We start from the raw sequence: 18,185 nt of genomic DNA, 5'->3' as shown, positions 1-18,185 counted from the left end.
AATAAGGGCTTTTGGCTTTTTTACCTTCAGCGGGTGAAATACTCTTCTTTGCCTGACACTTTGTCTTGGGCCAGCCTGGAAGTTTCATGTTGGTTGTAGCTACGTTGTAAAAACACGCACATCAACCAGGAAAGGACGAGAGTGCTCGTCAACAGCATCGAATACTTTAGTTCCACGGGCAAGGAGTTCAGCGCTGACTTGGCAATGGCGAAATGGATGACCTGAAGAAATATGCGGTGCATCACAAAGCTGGTCAAGGCGAACTTGCCAATCAGTGCCAAGGGTGAAATGAGCCGCTCGTGCCCTGTCCGTGCCAGTATGCCAGCGCATAAAAACACCCAGGCAAATTTGCCTGCCGGTCCCAGCGATTGCCTAAAAACCGTCCAGCACCACTCTGGCGGCGCAAACGTAGATGCATACACGCCAAGTTGAAGCAATAAAAGCAGGACAATGATGTACAGCCACGCCGACTCGTTTATGTGGCGGTAAATGCCGAGCCAGCAACCAATGCAGCCGTTCAGAACGAAGGGCAGGACCGGAAATCCGCCCAGTCCTTCCAGTAAAAAGAAGCGAACCGCCCAGCAGTCGGCGTAGGCCGAGGTGTCCACCATCCGCGTGGCAAAGGTTACTGCAATCAGTGCCACCAGGGTCGGCCAGGGGCTGTGACGGCACAGTTGGACCATGGCTGGAGCGCACAGCAAGACCAGCGCGGTCGGCAGCAGTACGCCAGAAATGGACCAGGGCGTTGCAAGGGTGATGAACCCGAGCCACCAGTCCAGGGTGAGTGCGAACGAAAGCTCGCCCAGCAGGGCCAGTTTGAAGAGCGCAAAAACGCTGTTGGAGACCAGCATCACAACCAAAATTCGGACACTCCTTCGGCGCAATAAGGGTCTGTGCAAGATGTCTGGATGGCGAGCCGAGAAAACCCAGCCGATACCGTAACCCGACAGCACAACGTACACCACCGTGGCCCATCCGTTGGGTAGCCAGAGGTCGCTCATCAGCCAGTGCGAACTTGCCACTCCCAGCAGCGAGATGGCATGGGTGTTGGCCATCAGTACAAACAGCGACCCCCGAAACACGTCCAGTGTCTTGGACCTCTTAACGGCCATACTTATTCTCGTTTGTGCATTTTTTGACCATTTACCGCTGCTTTTATGTCCCTTACAGGATGCTTTGAACTTGTGCAGCCGCTCCGGTTGGTCTACGAAGTGCCAAATGTTTAGCCGATGAAGTTTAAGTGGTTCTGCTCGGGTTGGGCTGGTATTGGTATTGTGCGATGTTGAACGGCTATGTGCGGAATGAAAAAAACGGGGATTTTGGCTGCGCGACAATACCCATTGATCTACTTTTCGATGCAAATATGCAACCCACTGCCCTCCAACTCGCTGCCGCCGTCCTTTTCGGGCTGGCGCTGCTGCACACTTTTGCGGCCAAGTGGTTTGAAACCCTGGCCCACCGGCACCCGCGCCACGCCGGGCTGTTCCATATCCTGGGCGAGGTCGAGGTGGTGTTTGGCCTGTGGGCCTTTGTGCTGATCGTGGTGATGGCCGTGCTGGGTACAGGGGCCGATGCGCTGGCCTATGCCGAGTCGCGCCAGTACACCGAGCCGCTGTTCGTGTTTGTGGTGATGGTGGTGGCCGCCTCGCGCCCCGTGCTGGAGCTGGTGCGGCAGTTGTTGGGTGGCCTGGCCCGCGTGCTGCCCCTGCCCACCCCGTTGGCCACGGCTTGGTTGGGCCTGGCCTTGGTGCCGCTGCTGGGCTCGTTGATCACCGAACCGGCAGCCATGACGCTGGCCGCGCTGATCCTGGCGCCGCTGGTGTTTCGCCCTGGCCTGCCCGAGTGGCTAAAGTACGCGGCCCTGGGCGTGCTGTTTGTCAATGTGTCGGTGGGCGGCACGTTAACCTCTTACGCCGCCCCACCGGTGCTGATGGTGGCATCGGTGTGGGGCTGGGACAGCGCCTTCATGGCCCGCACCTTTGGCTGGCGTGCGTGCATCGCGGTGTTGGTCAACGCGAGTGTGATGGTTTTTTTGCTGCGCGCGCATCTCAAGACCACGGCTGCCGCCAAGCCTATGGCGACCCGGCCGGTGCCGGTGTTGGTGAGTCTGATTCACCTGGCCTTTCTGGCTGGAGTGGTGGTGTTCGCCCACCATCCAGTGGTGTTTATTGGCCTGTTTTTGTTCTTCATCGGCTACACCCAGGCCTACGAGCGGCACCAAAGTCCGCTGATTTTGAAAGAGGGTTTGCTGGTGGGCTTCTTTCTGGCGGGTCTGGTGGTGCTGGGGGGCATGCAGCAATGGTGGCTGCAGCCTATCGTTTCCAGCCTGGGCCCTACAGCGCTGTTTTTTGGTGCGCTGGGCCTGACGGCGCTGACCGACAACGCGGCGCTAACGTATCTGGGTTCATTGATCGAGGGTATCAGCGACCCCGCCAAGTACATGCTGGTGGCCGGTGCGGTGGCCGGCGGCGGCTTGACTGTGATCGCCAATGCGCCGAATCCGGCAGGGGTGGCGCTGCTGCGCAAGGGATTCAACGGCGAGTCGATTGGCGCTTTGGGTTTGCTGGCCGGGGCAGCGCTGCCGACGGTAGTCGCCGGGGCGATGTTTTTGGTGTGAGCACGCGTGCGCATCAAGGTGGCGGTGTGGCTGCCTCGGACAAGGCTATGCCATTGACCGTCAAGCCTTGCGCAGAAAATTTGGCTGCGGTGGCTAGCTTCATGCCGGGTACACGGGCCATCAAATCAGCCCAGTTTTTGTACTTGCCATTCTCGCGTTCCAGCAAGATTTTGCGGGACATGCTGGGGCCAATACCCCGGATACTGTCCAGCGCTGCCACCTCGGCTTGGTTCACATCCACATCGGCCCAGGCCAGACGGGTACCCAGTGCAACCGCCACTAGACATATCTTTCGCAGCATAGGTGTACTTTCCGTGTAGTTACCGCACCATACATGCCATGCTACACGGCAGCCCAGTTAAGATCGACTTTTCATTGCAATCGTAGAAGGACCGTCTCATGAAGATTTTGGTGACAGGGGCTGCAGGCTTCATTGGCATGACGGCTTCGTTAAAGCTGTTGGCGCGCGGTGATGAGGTTGTAGGGCTGGACAATTTGAACGACTACTACGATGTCAACTTGAAGCACAACCGCCTCAAGCGGTTAACTGCCCACACGAATTTTCGGTTTGTGCCATTGGATGTAGGCGATCGCCCTGGGATGGCTGAACTGTTTGCTAATGAAAAGTTTGATCGGGTGATCCACTTGGCTGCCCAGGCAGGGGTCCGGTATTCTCTACAAAATCCCCATGCCTACATGGATAGCAATTTAATCGGTTTTGTGAATGTTTTGGAGGGTTGCCGCCATAGCAAGGTGCAACACCTGGTGTACGCATCCAGCTCCAGTGTGTATGGCGGCAACACCAAAATGCCGTTTTCGGAACATGACAGCGTAGACCACCCCGTGAGCCTGTACGCCGCCACCAAAAAAGCCAATGAGCTGATGGCACACACCTACAGCCATTTGTACAACTTGCCCACCACCGGCCTGCGTTTCTTTACGGTCTATGGCCCATGGGGACGGCCTGACATGGCCTTGTTCCTGTTCACCAAAGCCATCATGGAAGGCCGTCCGATTGACGTGTACAACTACGGCAATATGCAGCGTGACTTTACCTACGTAGACGATATCGTCGAGGGTGTCATCCGCGTGCTGGACCGGGTTGCCGCACCTGACCCCGCTTACGATGCCGCGCTAGCGGATCCAGCTACCAGCAATGCGCCGTACCGTGTTTTCAATATCGGTAACAACAACCCAGTGCCGTTGCTTGACTTCATTGCCTGCATCGAAGATGCCTTGGGTAAAAAAGCCGAAAAACGCCTACTGCCACTGCAGGATGGCGATGTACCTGCCACCTATGCCAATACCGACGCTTTGCGCGACTGGGTAGGTTTCGTGCCAGGTACCAGCATACAAACCGGGATTGGAAATTTTGTGGACTGGTACCGCGGCTATTACAAAGTCTGAGAGTACGTTTCGAGCCATTTTTCGACTATCTTGGTAGCCGGAAAATGCGTCAAGCCAAGCTTTTGATAAGCCTGCGTGCACCCAACTCACACAAGTCCAGCACCCGTTCAAAACCTAGCAAATTGCCATAGTACGGGTCTGGAACTTCCTCAGTGTCTGCTTCTGCATCGTCTAAAAACAGTCTAATTTTGTGAAGATACTGTGGCGGGCAAAGTCGCTGTAATTCGGCTAAGTTGCTTCGATCCATCGCCAAAATCCAATCGAAGCGTTGAAAGTCTTTGTCCTGTACGCGCCGCGAACGGCTCTTCTCAAGCACGTATCCGCGTTTTTCTAGTACCGTCTTGGCCCGCGGGTCAGGCTTCTCGCCAATGTGCTGTGCATGTGTACCTGCCGAATCGAAGCTAATCTGCTTTCCTACTCCGATCGTATCGGCCCAATGTGTGGCTACCACTTTGGCCATAGGCGACCGGCAAATATTACCCATACAAACCATCAGTACCTGGGTCATGTGTGAAATGTAAAAAAATGGTTTCAGAAGTACAAAAGGATGGCTCGCCGAACAGCACCATTTTAGAGGTCTAAGTGAACTGTAACTTCTTACTTGGCGGCAACTTTACGGCGACGCTGTGCCAAACTGAAACTTGCCAAGCCCAGGCCGATCTACGTCAAAGTACCTGACCAGGGAAATGCGCTAGTGAAAACGGTGCTCACTTTGCCCACCGCACCAGTAGTGCCGGGCTCGACTGAAATGTCATCGAAATCACCGGTGAGAAACGCAAGCTTGTAGAAAGAATTGCTATTGGTTGTGAAAAATTTTGAACCAGCTGCAGCCAACGTGAAACTGTCAAGATCAAAGTCGAAAACTGCTAAGTTCGACGTGATGCTGATTGTGAAAAAAATTCATTTTAATGTCATCTCTGTTGTTGGTTGTAAAAACAGATATTGGAATACCTATGGCATTTTTCGTGTCCTAGCCAGGGTCAATCCACAAAGCAATATTTTCTATTGCATCCAAAAACTGTATACATTTTTTAATAAGCAAAAGTTCAAAAATCTGTATGCATGCTGTAACTATCAAGAACATTCAACTGAGTTGGACAAATGACATTTTTGTCATCATATTTGAAAAAATCTGCAAAATTTGCATGCCTAGCGCAGGTAAAAACTAAACCTGTAAGACCCACACTAGGCGTTTTAGTTTTTTCAGTGTTAGCAGCAACTAACTTCTCTTCACTAAAACTGTTGGCTGCGTTACCAACTATGCTGCCTTAGGCAGCGGTAAAGTCAGCGGATACAGTGGCATAGAACGCGCCTATACCGGTTAAGCCGAGGTCTGATAAGAGAACCAAAGATAAGAGTAATTTTTCACAAGTACTCCTTGAAAAAATAAGAAGACAAAAATGAGGTAGACCTTAGGTGCAGCGTAGACAAGATGCGATAGGATAATTTCTTTATAAATCAATAACTTATGAGATTTGCAACTTGAACGAAATGTTGTTTTGTAAGAAATTCCGACACTTTGCCAATGCACCGGCCTGCGTAAAGACAGAGTGTCACAGACCAAAAAACTACTGATAAACAAGAATCGTAGCTATCTCTTGTAGATAAGGCGTGATCACTAGTCAGATCATGCAGGCTCATGCAACAATACACAAAATGTAACGACTGAGGTGGTGCAGACCATGAATCCGGCATTTAACTTCAATTACGAACGAGCTTTTGCAAGCAACATTTGTGGGCTCATCCGATGGGAACAAACGCTCCTACCTAGCGCTCGCACTGGACTTGCTGGATTGGCTGGATTGGCTGGAGATGCTGGAGATGCTGGAGATGCTGGAGCATACTTGCTAGCATTAGCATGGTTAGGGACCAGCAAATTTAATACTTCTGATTGTGAAGATTTTGATGCAACTAATCTAAATAGCCAGCATACAGCTTCGGTTCCGTTTATGGGGCAACTCAAATTACAAATTATTGCCAAATAATTTTCAATGTAAATCCTGAGATTAATTTGCTATTTCCCCCTAGTTGCTTACAAACAAAAAATGTAGACGATTATATACATAGACCAAAATTTTAATTTCTTACGCACCATATGGTATTCGCAATATCCCATAAAATAGGCATAGCTATATTGGCAGTCGTACCGTTAGAAATGCCAATTGTATTTCTTTACTTTGGTCTCATGGGACAAGCTTTGAAGACTACTTCAAAATAGAAAGGTATGTACAACAACAGTATGCTGGTTTCATAGCGAAACTTTCTTTTGCAATAGTCAGATGCAACTATTTGGTTTGTGCTGACTCCGCGCACTTTTAAGAAAATGTGGCTAATTACCAAAATAGCACGAAAATTTATCGCAAGTATTATAAAATATTTATAATAAAATCACTACTTTGAAAGATTTCACAGGGACATCAAAACGAAATAAATGCTTTGATGGTTACATCAGAAAATCAAAAAAATGTTATATTTATTTAACAATCAGCTAACTCTAAGGAAAATTTTGAAAAATACCTATAATTTTTTGATTAAGTTTGCGAAATTCTTGACATTTAGCATGATGTCTATGTTGATTGCATCCTGTTCAATTTTTGGTACGTCTTTGCCACCAGCCCCCACCAATGTAGCAACTGCAGACTACGACTATATTATAGGACCTGGTGATTCACTAAATATAATTGTTTGGCGAAATCCTGAATTGTCAATGTCAGTCCCTGTGCGTCCTGACGGAAAAATGACAACACCATTAGTTGATGAATTGATAGTACAGGGAAAAACCTCTATACAAGTCGCCCGTGATATCGAGGTACTGCTGGCAAAATTTGTACGGGATCCTGTAGTTACTGTAATCGTTACTAGTTTTGTGGGCCCCTACAGCGAACAAATTCGCGTAGTGGGTGAGGCTACCAAACCTCAAACATTACCATATAAAAGTAAAATGACAATTCTAGATGTCATGATTGCAGTTGGTGGATTGACAGATTTTGCTGATGGAAATAATGCGACTATATTACGCACTTCGGAGGGTGATAAGCGGTATTCTGTACGACTAAACGACTTAATAAAGCGGGGAGATTATTCTCGTAATGTGGAAATGAAACCTGGTGATATATTAATTATTCCTCAAGGTTGGTTTTGATTAAACTAAAAATGTAAGCGTGTAAAATCTAATGGACGAGTTAATAAGTCAATTACTGACATTCGCTAAAGGTTCGTGGAAACATCGCTGGTTGGGTGTACTTATTGCCTGGCTTGTTGGTGTGATTGGTGCGGGAGTTGTACTCAGGGTACCTGATAAGTATGAGGCATCCGCACGTATATACGTAGATACACAATCGATTTTAAAGCCATTAATGTCGGGCTTAGCCATTCAACCAAATGTGGATCAACAAGTAGGTATGCTGAGCCGGACCTTAATTACTCGCCCAAATGTTGAAAAATTGATTCGAATGGCTGATCTTGATTTAGGTAGTTTATCAAAAGGGTCTCAAGAAGGTTTAACTGAGCGGTTGATGAATACATTACAAATAAAAAGTACAGCACGCGATAACTTATACACGCTTTCTTTCCAAGACTCAAATCCCGAGAAAGCGAAGAAGGTAGTGCAATCGCTTGTTTCAATATTCGTTGAATCTAGCTTAGGAGACAGTCGAAAAGATACGGATGCCGCTAAGAAATTTATTTCTGAACAAATAAAAACTTATGAATCCAAACTCGAGTCTGCCGAAGCACGGTTGAAAGAATTTAAACTCAGAAATATAGATGTGCAAACCGCTAACGGGGGCACTGACATAGCTGGAAAGTTGAGCGAAATAAGTGCACAACTCAATCAAGCAAAATTAGATTTACGGGAAGCAGAAAATGCACGTGATGCATCTAAAACTCAACTATTAAATGAAAAATCACAAAATTCTAATATTGCATCGAAGAGTTTAATGCAAGAGTCAGCGCAATCATTTGCAACTCCCGAAATTGATTCACGCATTGATACTCAAAAAAGAAATCTTGACAGTTTATTGCAACGATTTACAGAGCAACATCCAGATGTAGTTGGGGCTCGCAGATTAGTTAAAGAACTTGAAGATCAGAAAAGAAAAGAAGTTCTTGAATTGAAAAAAACGGCAATGACAAACCCATTGTCTGTGAATAATAACTCTTTGGCCTCACAGGAACTGAGTCGTATGTTGGCAGCATCCGAAGTACAAGTTGCCTCTTTGCGTGCAAGAGTTTCAGAATATACATCGCGATATGAAAAGGCTCGTGAATTTATGAAAACTGCCCCACAAACTGAGGCCGAATTTGCCCAGTTAAATCGCGATTACACAATCAATAAGAAAAACTATGAAGATTTGGTAAGTAGACGCGAATCGGCGTCTCTTTCGGGGGATCTAGAGTCCGCAGCGGGTGTGGCCGACTTCCGTTTAATTGATCCTCCGAGAGTTTCACCAAAGCCAGTTGCACCCAACCGCTTGCTTCTGCTATTACTAGCTTTAGTCGTATCTCTGGGTGCAGGTGGATTTACTGCATTTGCAGCTAGCCAGTTAAGACCGGTATTTCATGATGCTCGCACATTGCGCAATTTAATTGATCTTCCGCTATTAGGAGTTGTTACACTGGTACTAAGTGATACTGCTAGACGAAAAGAACGGTCCGATGTTCACAGATTTTTTATCGCTCTGGGTGGATTAATTGTAGGATATATGATATTGATTTCTGGCCTAGCATTTATTTCTGGACAGGTAGGGTAACTAAATGAGTAGCTTAATCGAGCAAGCAACTCGTCGCCTTGAGCAACTTCGGCAGGCTGGAGTAGTTTTGAAATCAGAGGATAAAGACCAAATTAAAGTTGAGTTGTCATCTGAAGAAATTAATCCTAATAAAACAATTTTCTCGAGTCAATCGCTTGAAAAGCAAAAAACTTATTCCAGACGAGTTGATTTGGACTTAGATGCATTGGCTGCTGCAGGGATAGTGAGTCCGAATGCACCCCGCTCTCAAATAGCAGACCAATATCGGGTTATTAAACGGCCACTGATCAGCAATGCTATGGGTAAAAGCGCATCCGCTATTGAAAATGGCAATTTAATTATGGTGACAAGCGCTCTTGCAGGAGAAGGAAAAAGCTTTTCTGCAATTAATTTGGCAATGAGTATTGCTACTGAGCTAGATAACACTGTGATGCTTGTTGACGCTGATGTGGCTCGTCCATCCGTACTCCGAATGCTGGGTCTTCCAGCAAGTCCAGGATTGCTTGATTTATTAGTTGGCGATGTTGATGATTTATCAAGTGTTTTATTAAAAACAAATATTGATAAGTTAACACTTTTACCAAGCGGTACACCGCATTTACGTGCTACCGAATTGTTGGCAAGTGAGGCAATGACTCAATTAATTAGAAGTATTGCTAATAGATATTCTGATCGAATAATTATTTTCGATTCTCCACCTCTACTACTAACAACTGAATCTAGAGTTTTGGCGACCCACATGGGGCAAATTGTAATGGTTGTGCATGCTGAGAAAACTCTTCAAGCAGATGTTCAGCACGCCTTAGCTTCAATTGAAGCTTGTCCAGTCAAGATGATGGTTTTAAATCAAGCTAAAAGCGGTCTGCAGGGTGGATATGGGTATGGATACGGATACGGCTACAGTCAATAATTTTTACGTATATAAATGATATCTATCCATAAAATCCCCCGTATTTTTTTGGTGGGAAATGTATTTTATGCCGCAACATTATCTATCGCACAGGCTTTACCTGAGTCAGATTCAAAAAAAACCTTTTATATTTCCCCTCGCATCTCTGCCACAGAAACTTGGACTAATAATATAAGCTCTCAGGGAGCCAATTCAAGTTCAGGTTGGATTAGTGAGTTGAGTCCAGGTGTAAGTATAAGAAGTGCTTCTGGAAGGGTTAAAGGATATTTGGACTATTCACTGAACGAGATTCGTTATGGAGGAAACCAGCGTAAAAGTCTTACCCAAAATTCTCTAAATTCATCCGCTACAGTGGAGTTGATATCTGAACATGCATTTATTGATGTTAGTGGGATTATTTCTCAACAAACCATTTCTGCTTTTGGAGTTCAAACACCTTTAAGTGAAAGTTTGAGTGCTAATAAAGATGAGGTGTCAACTTTTAAAATTGCTCCTTTTTTCCGTGGAAAAATAATCAAAACAATTGACTATGAAGTTAGATACGATTTGACGACTACTAATGCAAAATCTTCTAAAAACTTTTCTTCAAATAATCAACTTACATCTATCCATCTGAACGATGTTGATTTCTATGGAAAATTATCTTGGAACATAGATGCACATCATCAACGCGTGTTACGCGAATCAGCAGCCGATGTTAATATTGATGGATTTAATTTTGGACTTAGTTATCCAATAACTTCCAATTTTTTATTATCAATAACTACAGGTCGTGAAACACAAAATTATTACTCTAACACAACTGAAAGTTCTTCGACTTATGGTTTAGGATTAAATTGGTCATTATCAGATATGACTAGATTTAAAGGCAGTCTAGAAAATAATTCTCTGGGAAAGATGCACAGTTTTGTTTTTGAGCATAGGACACCTAGGACAAATTGGCGACTAAGTGATATTAAAAGTGTTTCCTTATCAAATAGTAAGGTAAGTAATAGTTTGGGTAGCAATTATGATTTATTATATAGTCAGTACGCATTTATAAAAGATCCAAATGAGCGTGCACAGTTTGTTAATAGTTTTTTGCAGTCGAATGGTATAAGTAGAAATTCAATACCTGTAAACGGATTCTTGTCATCCGGAACATCCCTGCAGCGTGCACAAAATGTATCTTTTATAATTTTAGGCATAAGAGACACTTTAACATTTACGGCAACGCGTAGTTCGGGTGAATTATTAGGAGCAAATAGTTTTGCAACAGATGATTTTAGTCAATCAAATAACATTAAGCAAAATGGCTTAATTTTTTCTTACGCTCACAAATTGACGCAAGATTCTTCAATTAATTTAGACTTATCGCTTCAAAAAATACGCGGAAATATTGAGACGCAAGATTCAAAGCTAAGTTCTATTAGTGTAAGTGCATCAAAGAGAGTGGGCGTTAAAACTTATTTAACGTTGGGTAGTCGCCACACGGTATCTTCGAATATCAATATTCCTTATAAAGAAAATTCCGTAACCGGCAGTTTAACTGTGCAGTTTTAATATATGTATGAAGATTTTTATGGATTGACCACTAAGCCATTTCAGTTGAATCCTGACCCGTTATTTTATTTCGCTAGTAAACAACATAGAAGAGCAAAGGCTTATCTGGAATATGGAATTCTTCGTAACGAAGGGTTTATTGTTATTACTGGAGAAATAGGGGCTGGGAAGACAACTATTGTCAGAGGATTACTGGACAGCTTAGATATTGAAAAGGTGGTTGCGGGAAATCTCGTTAGTACCCAACTTGATGCAGAAGATACTCTAAGAATGGTTGGCGCCGCATTTGGAGTAAGAACAAAGGATAGTTCTAAAGCTGACTTATTAATGGCATTAGAGGCATTTCTAATAAGTCAGACGGCTTTAGGAAAACGTTGTTTATTAATTATTGATGAAGCTCAAAATCTTACTCCACGTGCAGTCGAAGAGTTACGAATGTTATCAAATTTCCAATTTGGAAAACAAGCTCTATTACAAAGTTTTTTAGTTGGGCAACCAGAGTTCCGAGATATTCTTCAGCATCCAGCTATGCAACAGCTAAGGCAGCGAGTAATTGCCGCATGTCATATCGGTCCTATGGATTTAGAGGAAACGCAGGGTTATATTGAGCATCGTCTAAAGTGTGCGGGATGGTCAGGACGTCCACATTTTAGTATTGCCGCTTTTGAAGCGATTTTTAATGTCAGTGGAGGTATTCCCAGGCGTATAAATTCTATTTGTGATAGATTATTACTGTTGGGATTTCTTGAAAATAAAGACAATCTCGAGGAAAATGATGTTAATGAAATTTCACGCGAAATAGTTGAAGAATCTGGTGGAGTTATTACTTCACTAAGAAAAAAAATTGAAAATGATGAAGAGTTGCTAGAAGTAGCTGAAGAAAAAAATTCTGAAATTAATGATAATTCAATTGAAAATATTGATTTAAATATTAAATCAGTTAGTATGCTGCAACTTAATGGGCGTATAGAGAGAATTGAAAAAAGTATGTTGCGCTTGGATAAAAGCAATTCCGAAGTATTGATTATATTAAAAAATATTCTTTTCCATATAAAAAATATTAAAGAAAAAATTAAAAATGAGTAATAAAGATTACGCTAATATTAAGCCCATAATATGTGTCGTTGGCGCTAGACCAAACTTTATGAAGATGGCTCCAATATTACGTGCCTTTTCTAGTTTAATACCTTCGCTTAAAGTATTACTTGTTCATACCGGTCAGCATTACGATGAAGAAATGAGTGATCGTCTTTTTAAAGATTTGCAACTACCAAGACCAGATATCAATCTTGAAGTAGGTTCTGCAACACATGCGGTTCAAACAGCGGAAGTCATGCGTCGTTTCGAACCCATATTAGACTCTACCCAACCTTCTTGTGTCATAGTCGTTGGTGATGTTAACTCAACACTTGCTTGTACTTTAGTGGCCGTAAAAAAAGGTATTCCTGTTGCTCATGTCGAAGCTGGTTTGCGTAGCTACGATAAAGCTATGCCGGAAGAAATAAATAGGATATTAACTGATCAAATCGCTGATCGGCTTTATATAACTGAGCGTTCTGCTGAAGACAATTTAAAAAAAGAAGGTATAACAGCTAGTAGGATTTGCTTTGTCGGCAATGTAATGATTGATTCATTAGTATATGCTGGAAAATATGCGCCAAGTATTTTGCAAACTTTATCGACTTCTAGTGTAAATTTATCAAATTTAGATGAATTTAAGTCTTATGGATTAATAACATTGCATCGGCCATCCAACGTTGATCAGATAGATGTTTTACGTGGACTCCTTGAGACATTAAATGATATAGCTGTTAAGTTGCCGTTAATATTCGCACTACACCCACGAACACGAAATAATATTGAAAAATATGGACTCTTTCATATAATTAATTTATCTAGAATAATTCTATTGCCTCCGCAAGGGTATTTGGAAATGGTTAGTTTGTTATCCAATGCCAAATTGATTTTGACAGATTCAGGTGGCTTACAAGAAGAGTCCACTGCTCTAGGTATTCCATGTCTCACTTTAAGGGAAAATACTGAACGTCCAATTACAGTAGAACAAGGAACCAATACGATAGTTGGAAGAGATAGAGAAAAAATAATTTCTTGTGTAAATGAAATTTTAGACGGAAATGGAAAGTCTGGATGTATTCCTGAATTTTGGGATGGACATGCAGCTGAACGAATAGTTTCTGACATCAGGAATTGGTTAAATATTGACGGTGTCGAAAATGCATGAAAAAGATATAATAAATGCTTTTACTGTTGATGTTGAAGATTATTTTCAAGTTTCAGCATTCGCACCATATATTAAAAGATCTGACTGGGACTTGAAGGAGTGCCGCATTGAAGGAAATATAAATAAAATAATTGAAATACTTGATCGTCACAATACCAAGGCTACTTTTTTTACATTAGGATGGATTGCTGAGCGATATCCATTATTAGTTAAAAGAATTGTGCAACAAGGGCATGAAATCGCTAGCCATGGTTATGGACATGAACGTGCCAGTGACTTATCAGAAGACAACTTCTTTGATGATGTGCAATCCTCTAAACATATTTTAGAAGACATATCCGGTGTAGAAGTTATTGGATATAGAGCACCTAGTTTTTCAATTGGGTCTAAAAATCTTTGGGCATATGATTGTCTATCTCGTGCTGGTTACAGATATAGCTCTAGTGTGTATCCTATTAAGCATGACCATTATGGTATGCCAGATTTCCCCAGATTTCCTGTTTCAGTACGCGATGGCTTGATTGAAATTCCGATAACTACACTACGACTATTCAATAAAAACTTTCCAGCCAGCGGAGGAGGATATTTTAGATTATTCCCTTATTTTTTGTCTAAACTGATGATCAATCAGTTGCATTATAGAGATGTTAGAGCCTCAATTTTTTATTTTCATCCATGGGAAATAGATGTGGGGCAGCCTCGTATTGATGATGCAGATTTGAAAACAAAATTCAGACACTATGTAAATATAAAATTAATGCAGAAGAAGATAGATTTATTATTATTTGATTTTAAATGGGGTAGGGTTGATAAGGTTTTTTCTGAAGTTATTTTAAATGGTGTTGAACGTGTCTAATGCTCTAAAGCCACTAAAAGCCCGACGTCTATTACCACATTCTATTGAAGAGAAGTTATGGGACGATTTTGTACTGTCTTCTCCTGATGCAACTTTTTTTCATCTTTCAAATTGGCAAAATATAATCAAAGGCATATTTGGTCATAATACTTACTTTTTATATGTCGAAATAGATGGACTAGTTAAAGGTGTTCTTCCTTTAGCCCATGTTAATAGCTTTTTTTTTGGTAACGCTTTAGTTGGATTACCATTTGCAGTTTACGGTGGCATTGTTGCTACCAGTGATGAAGTTCTTGAAGTACTTGAAAGAGCGGCTCAAGAATTGGCGATAAGTCTTGATGTTGATCATCTTGAATTACGTAACTTTGAAAAAAGACATGCTGATTGGCCAGCGCAAGATATTTACGTCACGTTCCGTAAAGTTATATTAGATACTGAGGAAGCTAATCTTTTGGATATTCCGCGCAAACAACGTGCGATGGTTCGGAAGGGCATAAAGAATGGGCTAGTGAGTGAAATAGATAACAGCGTGGATAGATTTTTTAACTTATATGCTAATAATATGCGCCGACATGGAACACCGGCTATGCCAAAAAAATATTTTGCGGCATTAAAAAAAGAGTTTGGTAAGAATTGTGAGATATTAACTATCCTCTCTCCTGCAGGCGCTCCGTTGAGTAGTGTCATAAGTTTTTACTTTCGCGATGAAGTTTTACCCTATTATGCTGGGGATGACTTATCGGCGAGGGATTTGGCAGCAAATGATTTTAAGTATTGGGAGTTATTGCGACTTGCATGCCAAAGAAAAATAAAGATATTCGATTACGGTCGCAGTAAGGTAAATACCGGTTCTTTTTCGTTCAAGAAAAACTGGGGATTCGAACCTAAGCCATTGAGTTATGAATATTGTTTATATAAAAAATTGTCTATACCTCAAAATAACCCATCTAATAAAAAATTCAAATTTTTTATTGCCGCTTGGAGGCTTTTGCCAATCGCAGTGGCTAATAAATTAGGCCCTCACATTGTTAAGAACTTAGGTTAATTTTTTGAGTAATATACTTTTTCTTGTACATAGATTGCCATATCCGCCTAATAAAGGGGATAAAGTTAGATCCTATAATTTATTAAAACACCTTTCAATAAATAACAGTGTATTTTTAGGGTCCTTTTTAGATGACCCAGATGATGAAGAATACATTTCCACAGTAAGTAATTATTGTAAAAGTATTTATGTCGCAAAAATCAACAAAAATATATCAAAATTTTATAGTTTATTTGGTTTTTTGAATAATTCTGCATTGACTTTAGGTTTTTATAAGCATAATGGTTTGCGAGCTTGGGTAAAAAATACTATTAAAGAAAATAATATTAAAACTATAGTTGTTTTCTCTTCTGCCATGGCTCAATATGTTGATAGTTTTTTAAGTTCAAAAGTTCTTATTGATTTTGTAGATGTTGATTCTGCTAAATGGGATGAATATTCGAAAAAAACTCGCTGGCCTTTATCGTGGTTGTATAAACGAGAGGCGCGGCTTCTTCTTGCATATGAGAAATTAATTGCCGGTCAAGCAAGTCATTCTTTTTTTGTTACAGAAAAAGAAAAAAATCTTTTTGCATTTCTCGCACCAGAGTGTGATCTGAAAATAAGTTCCCTTAATAATGGTGTGGATTCTGAATACTTTTCACCAAATGAAAAGATACCTTCACCTTTCGTATTAGATGAAAAAGGTAATAGTTCAGTATCAATAGTTTTTACAGGTGCAATGGATTATTGGCCCAATATTGATGCTGTAGTTTGGTTTTCTGAGACGGTGTTTCAACCTTTAGTGAGTAAATATCCATTACTTAATTTTTTTATAGTTGGAAGAAATCCTACACAGTTAGTTCTGAATTTGCAATCGAATAATATCCACGTTACGGGTACGGTTGCTGACGTTCGACCATATTTACAACATGCAGCAATAGTAATTGCTCCATTAAGAGTTGCGCGGGGAATTCAAAATAAGATATTGGAGGCCATGTCGATGGCACGTCCCGTAGTCGCATCTATTGCTTGCGTTGAGGCAATTGATGCTATTGATGGAGAAGAGATTATCTCAGCTGATAGTCCAGATGATTTTATTCAAAAAATAACCGTTTTTTTGAACGATTTAGAAAAATCTAAATCTGTAGGTCGTGCAGGTCGTGAAAATGTTTTGAACAAATATAGCTGGTCTTCTCATTTAAAAAAAATAGACTTTTATTTGAATGCTGATGAAAATATATGAATTCTGAACAAGATTGTAATCGACTGAAGATTTGGTATCAGGCTTTGATATTGCTTGGATCACTTATATTGCTTATATTATGCTTGTTTTACACAACATTTTTAGGCATGGTTTCCATTTGGGCGCGTTCTGAGACATTTACGCATGGATTTCTTGTTTTACCCATAGTATGTTGGTTAATTTGGAGAGAACGAAGTGAGCTTGCAATTAGGTTGCCCAAATCAAATTTGATATTTGTAGTGCCGCTTTTTTTTGCTTCGATGTTGTGGCTTCTTGGGGACTTGGTTTCAGTAAATTCAGTAACCCAGTTTGCAGTTGTACTAATGCTTGTACTTGTCACTTTTTTGGTCCTTGGAAGTTCTGTCGCATTTACTATTATATTTCCACTAAGTTTTTTATTTTTTTCAGTTCCTCTCGGTGAATTTCTCTTACCGCAGTTGATGAATTGGACTGCGAAATTCACTGTGCTGGCAATCCGATTTAGTGGTGTTCCTGTTTATCAGGAAGGATTGCAATTTGTCATATCTTCTGGCCGATGGTCAGTTGTTGAAGCATGTAGCGGAGTGCGTTATTTGATATCGTCATTTATGATCGGTACTCTTTTCGCTTACCTTAACTATCGAACTTTTAAAAAGAGATTTATATTCATATGCATTTCAATTGTTGTTCCGATTTTGGCAAATTGGATTCGTGCATATTTTATCGTTATGCTTGGTCATTTTTCAAACAATTCACTTGCAGTTGGATTTGATCATATTATTTACGGGTGGTTATTTTTTGGGCTGGTAATAATGCTCATGTTTTTTATTGGTGGGTATTGGTCTGAGCAAGATATTTTAAGAGATAAGCCTGGTATTAATAGTATTTCTTCTGTGGGTAATGGTTGTCGATATAAATATGTTATGGTATTAATTATTTCTACTTTTATTTTTTTGGGTACATACATTTGGAGGGGTTATGTAGAAGGTGATAAAAATTTTGGTAATGTAGTCATAACCTCGCCTGATGTTTTGAGTGCTTCTTGGACTAAAACATCTGAAAAATATTTAAATTGGAATCCTGAGTTTAATAAATTTTCTTCTAAATTAAATGAAGTATATTCAAAAAATGATATAAAAGTTGGGATTTTTATTGCTTACTATAGAAATCAGAGTTACGAAATGAAATTAATTAGTTCTGATAATTCCCTTGTTTCTTCTAAGAGTCCGGATTGGTTGTTAATTGATTCAGAACATCGCGATGTTAATGGGCTTCTTGATAAATTTTCTGTACAGACTTCAGATCTGCAAGGTACGGGTTTGCATGGTTACTCGAATAATGCACGCTTAAAAATATGGAAATTTTATTGGGTAGATAATTTATTTGTTGGAGAGGATTATCGTGCTAAGTTTTACGGTGCAATTCAGCGATTATTTGGCAAAGGAGATGATTCCGCTGCAATTTTTTTGTACACAGTTAATGATTTGAATGATCATGCCGATGTTGTGATGGAGAGGTTTTTGCAAGATAATTATATTGAAATCAATAAATTGCTTGAAAAAACTAAGGTGCTTAACTAGTTTTCAATTTTACTAAATTTCTCTAGAGGTT

Annotated in this window: 16 protein-coding genes; 13 read left to right on the top strand and 3 right to left on the bottom strand. The window is 41.4% G+C overall.

Features of this window, described 5'->3' with window-relative positions:
• Positions 1-26 precede the first annotated feature (26 nt).
• A complete protein-coding gene (locus tag AC097L_RS05885) occupies positions 27-1,055 on the bottom strand; it encodes a DUF418 domain-containing protein (RefSeq protein WP_479585331.1) in 1,029 nt (342 codons plus the stop codon).
• Positions 1,056-1,363: 308 nt separating this feature from the next.
• Here AC097L_RS05885 and AC097L_RS05880 point away from each other — a divergent pair, with 308 nt between their 5' ends.
• The gene (locus tag AC097L_RS05880) at positions 1,364-2,617 is read left to right on the top strand and encodes a putative Na+/H+ antiporter (RefSeq protein ID WP_479585330.1); all 1,254 of its coding nucleotides are present in this window, start codon (positions 1,364-1,366) and stop codon (positions 2,615-2,617) included.
• Positions 2,618-2,630: 13 nt separating this feature from the next.
• Here the strand turns inward: AC097L_RS05880 and AC097L_RS05875 are convergent, their stop codons facing one another.
• A complete protein-coding gene (locus AC097L_RS05875) occupies positions 2,631-2,918 on the bottom strand; it encodes a ComEA family DNA-binding protein (protein WP_479585329.1) in 288 nt (95 codons plus the stop codon).
• 98 nt (positions 2,919-3,016) lie between these two features.
• Here AC097L_RS05875 and AC097L_RS05870 point away from each other — a divergent pair, with 98 nt between their 5' ends.
• Complete coding sequence (locus tag AC097L_RS05870) at positions 3,017-4,024, top strand: NAD-dependent epimerase (protein ID WP_479585328.1); 1,008 nt, start codon at positions 3,017-3,019, stop codon at positions 4,022-4,024.
• A 49-nt stretch (positions 4,025-4,073) separates the two neighbouring features.
• On the opposite strand, the gene AC097L_RS05865 is transcribed toward AC097L_RS05870, so the two are convergent.
• Positions 4,074-4,532 carry a low molecular weight protein-tyrosine-phosphatase gene (locus AC097L_RS05865; protein ID WP_479585327.1) on the bottom strand — a complete coding sequence of 153 codons (459 nt, stop codon included), beginning with the start codon at positions 4,530-4,532 and terminating at the stop codon, positions 4,074-4,076.
• Between the two features lie 1,174 nt (positions 4,533-5,706).
• Between AC097L_RS05865 and AC097L_RS05860 the strand changes: the two genes are divergently transcribed.
• The 11 genes from AC097L_RS05860 to xrtA all read left to right on the top strand — a co-directional run bounded on the left by AC097L_RS05860 (position 5,707) and on the right by xrtA (position 18,154).
• Positions 5,707-6,009, top strand: coding sequence for a hypothetical protein (locus AC097L_RS05860; protein ID WP_479585326.1), 303 nt, complete (start codon positions 5,707-5,709; stop codon positions 6,007-6,009).
• Positions 6,010-6,584: 575 nt separating this feature from the next.
• A complete protein-coding gene (locus tag AC097L_RS05855; protein ID WP_479585475.1) occupies positions 6,585-7,166 on the top strand; it encodes an XrtA/PEP-CTERM system exopolysaccharide export protein in 582 nt (193 codons plus the stop codon).
• A 31-nt stretch (positions 7,167-7,197) separates the two neighbouring features.
• Positions 7,198-8,775: an XrtA system polysaccharide chain length determinant gene (locus AC097L_RS05850; protein WP_479585325.1), complete on the top strand. Its 1,578-nt coding sequence runs from the start codon at positions 7,198-7,200 to the stop codon at positions 8,773-8,775.
• A gap of 4 nt (positions 8,776-8,779) precedes the next feature.
• Entirely contained in the window at positions 8,780-9,685 is a 906-nt protein-coding gene (locus tag AC097L_RS05845; RefSeq protein ID WP_479585324.1) for an XrtA-associated tyrosine autokinase, read from the top strand.
• Positions 9,686-9,700: 15 nt separating this feature from the next.
• The gene (locus AC097L_RS05840) at positions 9,701-11,227 is read left to right on the top strand and encodes a TIGR03016 family PEP-CTERM system-associated outer membrane protein (RefSeq protein WP_479585323.1); all 1,527 of its coding nucleotides are present in this window, start codon (positions 9,701-9,703) and stop codon (positions 11,225-11,227) included.
• 3 nt (positions 11,228-11,230) lie between these two features.
• Positions 11,231-12,313, top strand: a complete 1,083-nt coding sequence (locus AC097L_RS05835) for an XrtA/PEP-CTERM system-associated ATPase (protein WP_479585322.1) — start codon at positions 11,231-11,233, stop codon at positions 12,311-12,313.
• Positions 12,306-13,469, top strand: coding sequence for a non-hydrolyzing UDP-N-acetylglucosamine 2-epimerase (gene wecB, locus AC097L_RS05830; protein ID WP_479585321.1), 1,164 nt, complete (start codon positions 12,306-12,308; stop codon positions 13,467-13,469). The genes AC097L_RS05835 and wecB overlap by 8 nt, the downstream gene beginning before the upstream one ends.
• Entirely contained in the window at positions 13,462-14,325 is an 864-nt protein-coding gene (locus AC097L_RS05825; protein ID WP_479585320.1) for an XrtA system polysaccharide deacetylase, read from the top strand. The genes wecB and AC097L_RS05825 overlap by 8 nt, the downstream gene beginning before the upstream one ends.
• Positions 14,318-15,370, top strand: coding sequence for a FemAB family XrtA/PEP-CTERM system-associated protein (locus AC097L_RS05820; protein WP_479585319.1), 1,053 nt, complete (start codon positions 14,318-14,320; stop codon positions 15,368-15,370). The genes AC097L_RS05825 and AC097L_RS05820 overlap by 8 nt, the downstream gene beginning before the upstream one ends.
• 4 nt (positions 15,371-15,374) lie before the next feature.
• On the top strand, positions 15,375-16,595 hold the full coding sequence (locus tag AC097L_RS05815) for a TIGR03087 family PEP-CTERM/XrtA system glycosyltransferase (RefSeq protein WP_479585318.1): 1,221 nt from the start codon (positions 15,375-15,377) through the stop codon (positions 16,593-16,595).
• On the top strand, positions 16,592-18,154 hold the full coding sequence (gene xrtA, locus AC097L_RS05810) for an exosortase A (RefSeq protein ID WP_479585317.1): 1,563 nt from the start codon (positions 16,592-16,594) through the stop codon (positions 18,152-18,154). Before AC097L_RS05815 ends, xrtA begins: the two co-directional genes overlap by 4 nt.
• The last annotated feature ends 31 nt before the right edge of the window (positions 18,155-18,185 follow it).

The organism is Rhodoferax sp. RT5P35 (assembly GCF_056521385.1).
This window is presented reverse-complemented; position numbering and strand designations above follow the sequence as displayed.

What these genes read in the sequence shown, in the direction of transcription:
- AC097L_RS05885 (WP_479585331.1), bottom strand. Translation starts at nt 1,055, where the DNA reads ATGGCCAACACCCATGCCATCTCGCTGCTGGGAGTGGCAAGTTCGCAC.
- AC097L_RS05880 (WP_479585330.1), top strand. Translation starts at nt 1,364, where the DNA reads ATGCAACCCACTGCCCTCCAACTCGCTGCCGCCGTCCTTTTCGGGCTG.
- AC097L_RS05875 (WP_479585329.1), bottom strand. Translation starts at nt 2,918, where the DNA reads ATGCTGCGAAAGATATGTCTAGTGGCGGTTGCACTGGGTACCCGTCTG.
- AC097L_RS05870 (WP_479585328.1), top strand. Translation starts at nt 3,017, where the DNA reads ATGAAGATTTTGGTGACAGGGGCTGCAGGCTTCATTGGCATGACGGCT.
- AC097L_RS05865 (WP_479585327.1), bottom strand. Translation starts at nt 4,532, where the DNA reads ATGACCCAGGTACTGATGGTTTGTATGGGTAATATTTGCCGGTCGCCT.
- AC097L_RS05860 (WP_479585326.1), top strand. Translation starts at nt 5,707, where the DNA reads ATGAATCCGGCATTTAACTTCAATTACGAACGAGCTTTTGCAAGCAAC.
- AC097L_RS05855 (WP_479585475.1), top strand. Translation starts at nt 6,585, where the DNA reads ATGATGTCTATGTTGATTGCATCCTGTTCAATTTTTGGTACGTCTTTG.
- AC097L_RS05850 (WP_479585325.1), top strand. Translation starts at nt 7,198, where the DNA reads ATGGACGAGTTAATAAGTCAATTACTGACATTCGCTAAAGGTTCGTGG.
- AC097L_RS05845 (WP_479585324.1), top strand. Translation starts at nt 8,780, where the DNA reads ATGAGTAGCTTAATCGAGCAAGCAACTCGTCGCCTTGAGCAACTTCGG.
- AC097L_RS05840 (WP_479585323.1), top strand. Translation starts at nt 9,701, where the DNA reads ATGATATCTATCCATAAAATCCCCCGTATTTTTTTGGTGGGAAATGTA.
- AC097L_RS05835 (WP_479585322.1), top strand. Translation starts at nt 11,231, where the DNA reads ATGTATGAAGATTTTTATGGATTGACCACTAAGCCATTTCAGTTGAAT.
- wecB (WP_479585321.1), top strand. Translation starts at nt 12,306, where the DNA reads ATGAGTAATAAAGATTACGCTAATATTAAGCCCATAATATGTGTCGTT.
- AC097L_RS05825 (WP_479585320.1), top strand. Translation starts at nt 13,462, where the DNA reads ATGCATGAAAAAGATATAATAAATGCTTTTACTGTTGATGTTGAAGAT.
- xrtA (WP_479585317.1), top strand. Translation starts at nt 16,592, where the DNA reads ATGAATTCTGAACAAGATTGTAATCGACTGAAGATTTGGTATCAGGCT.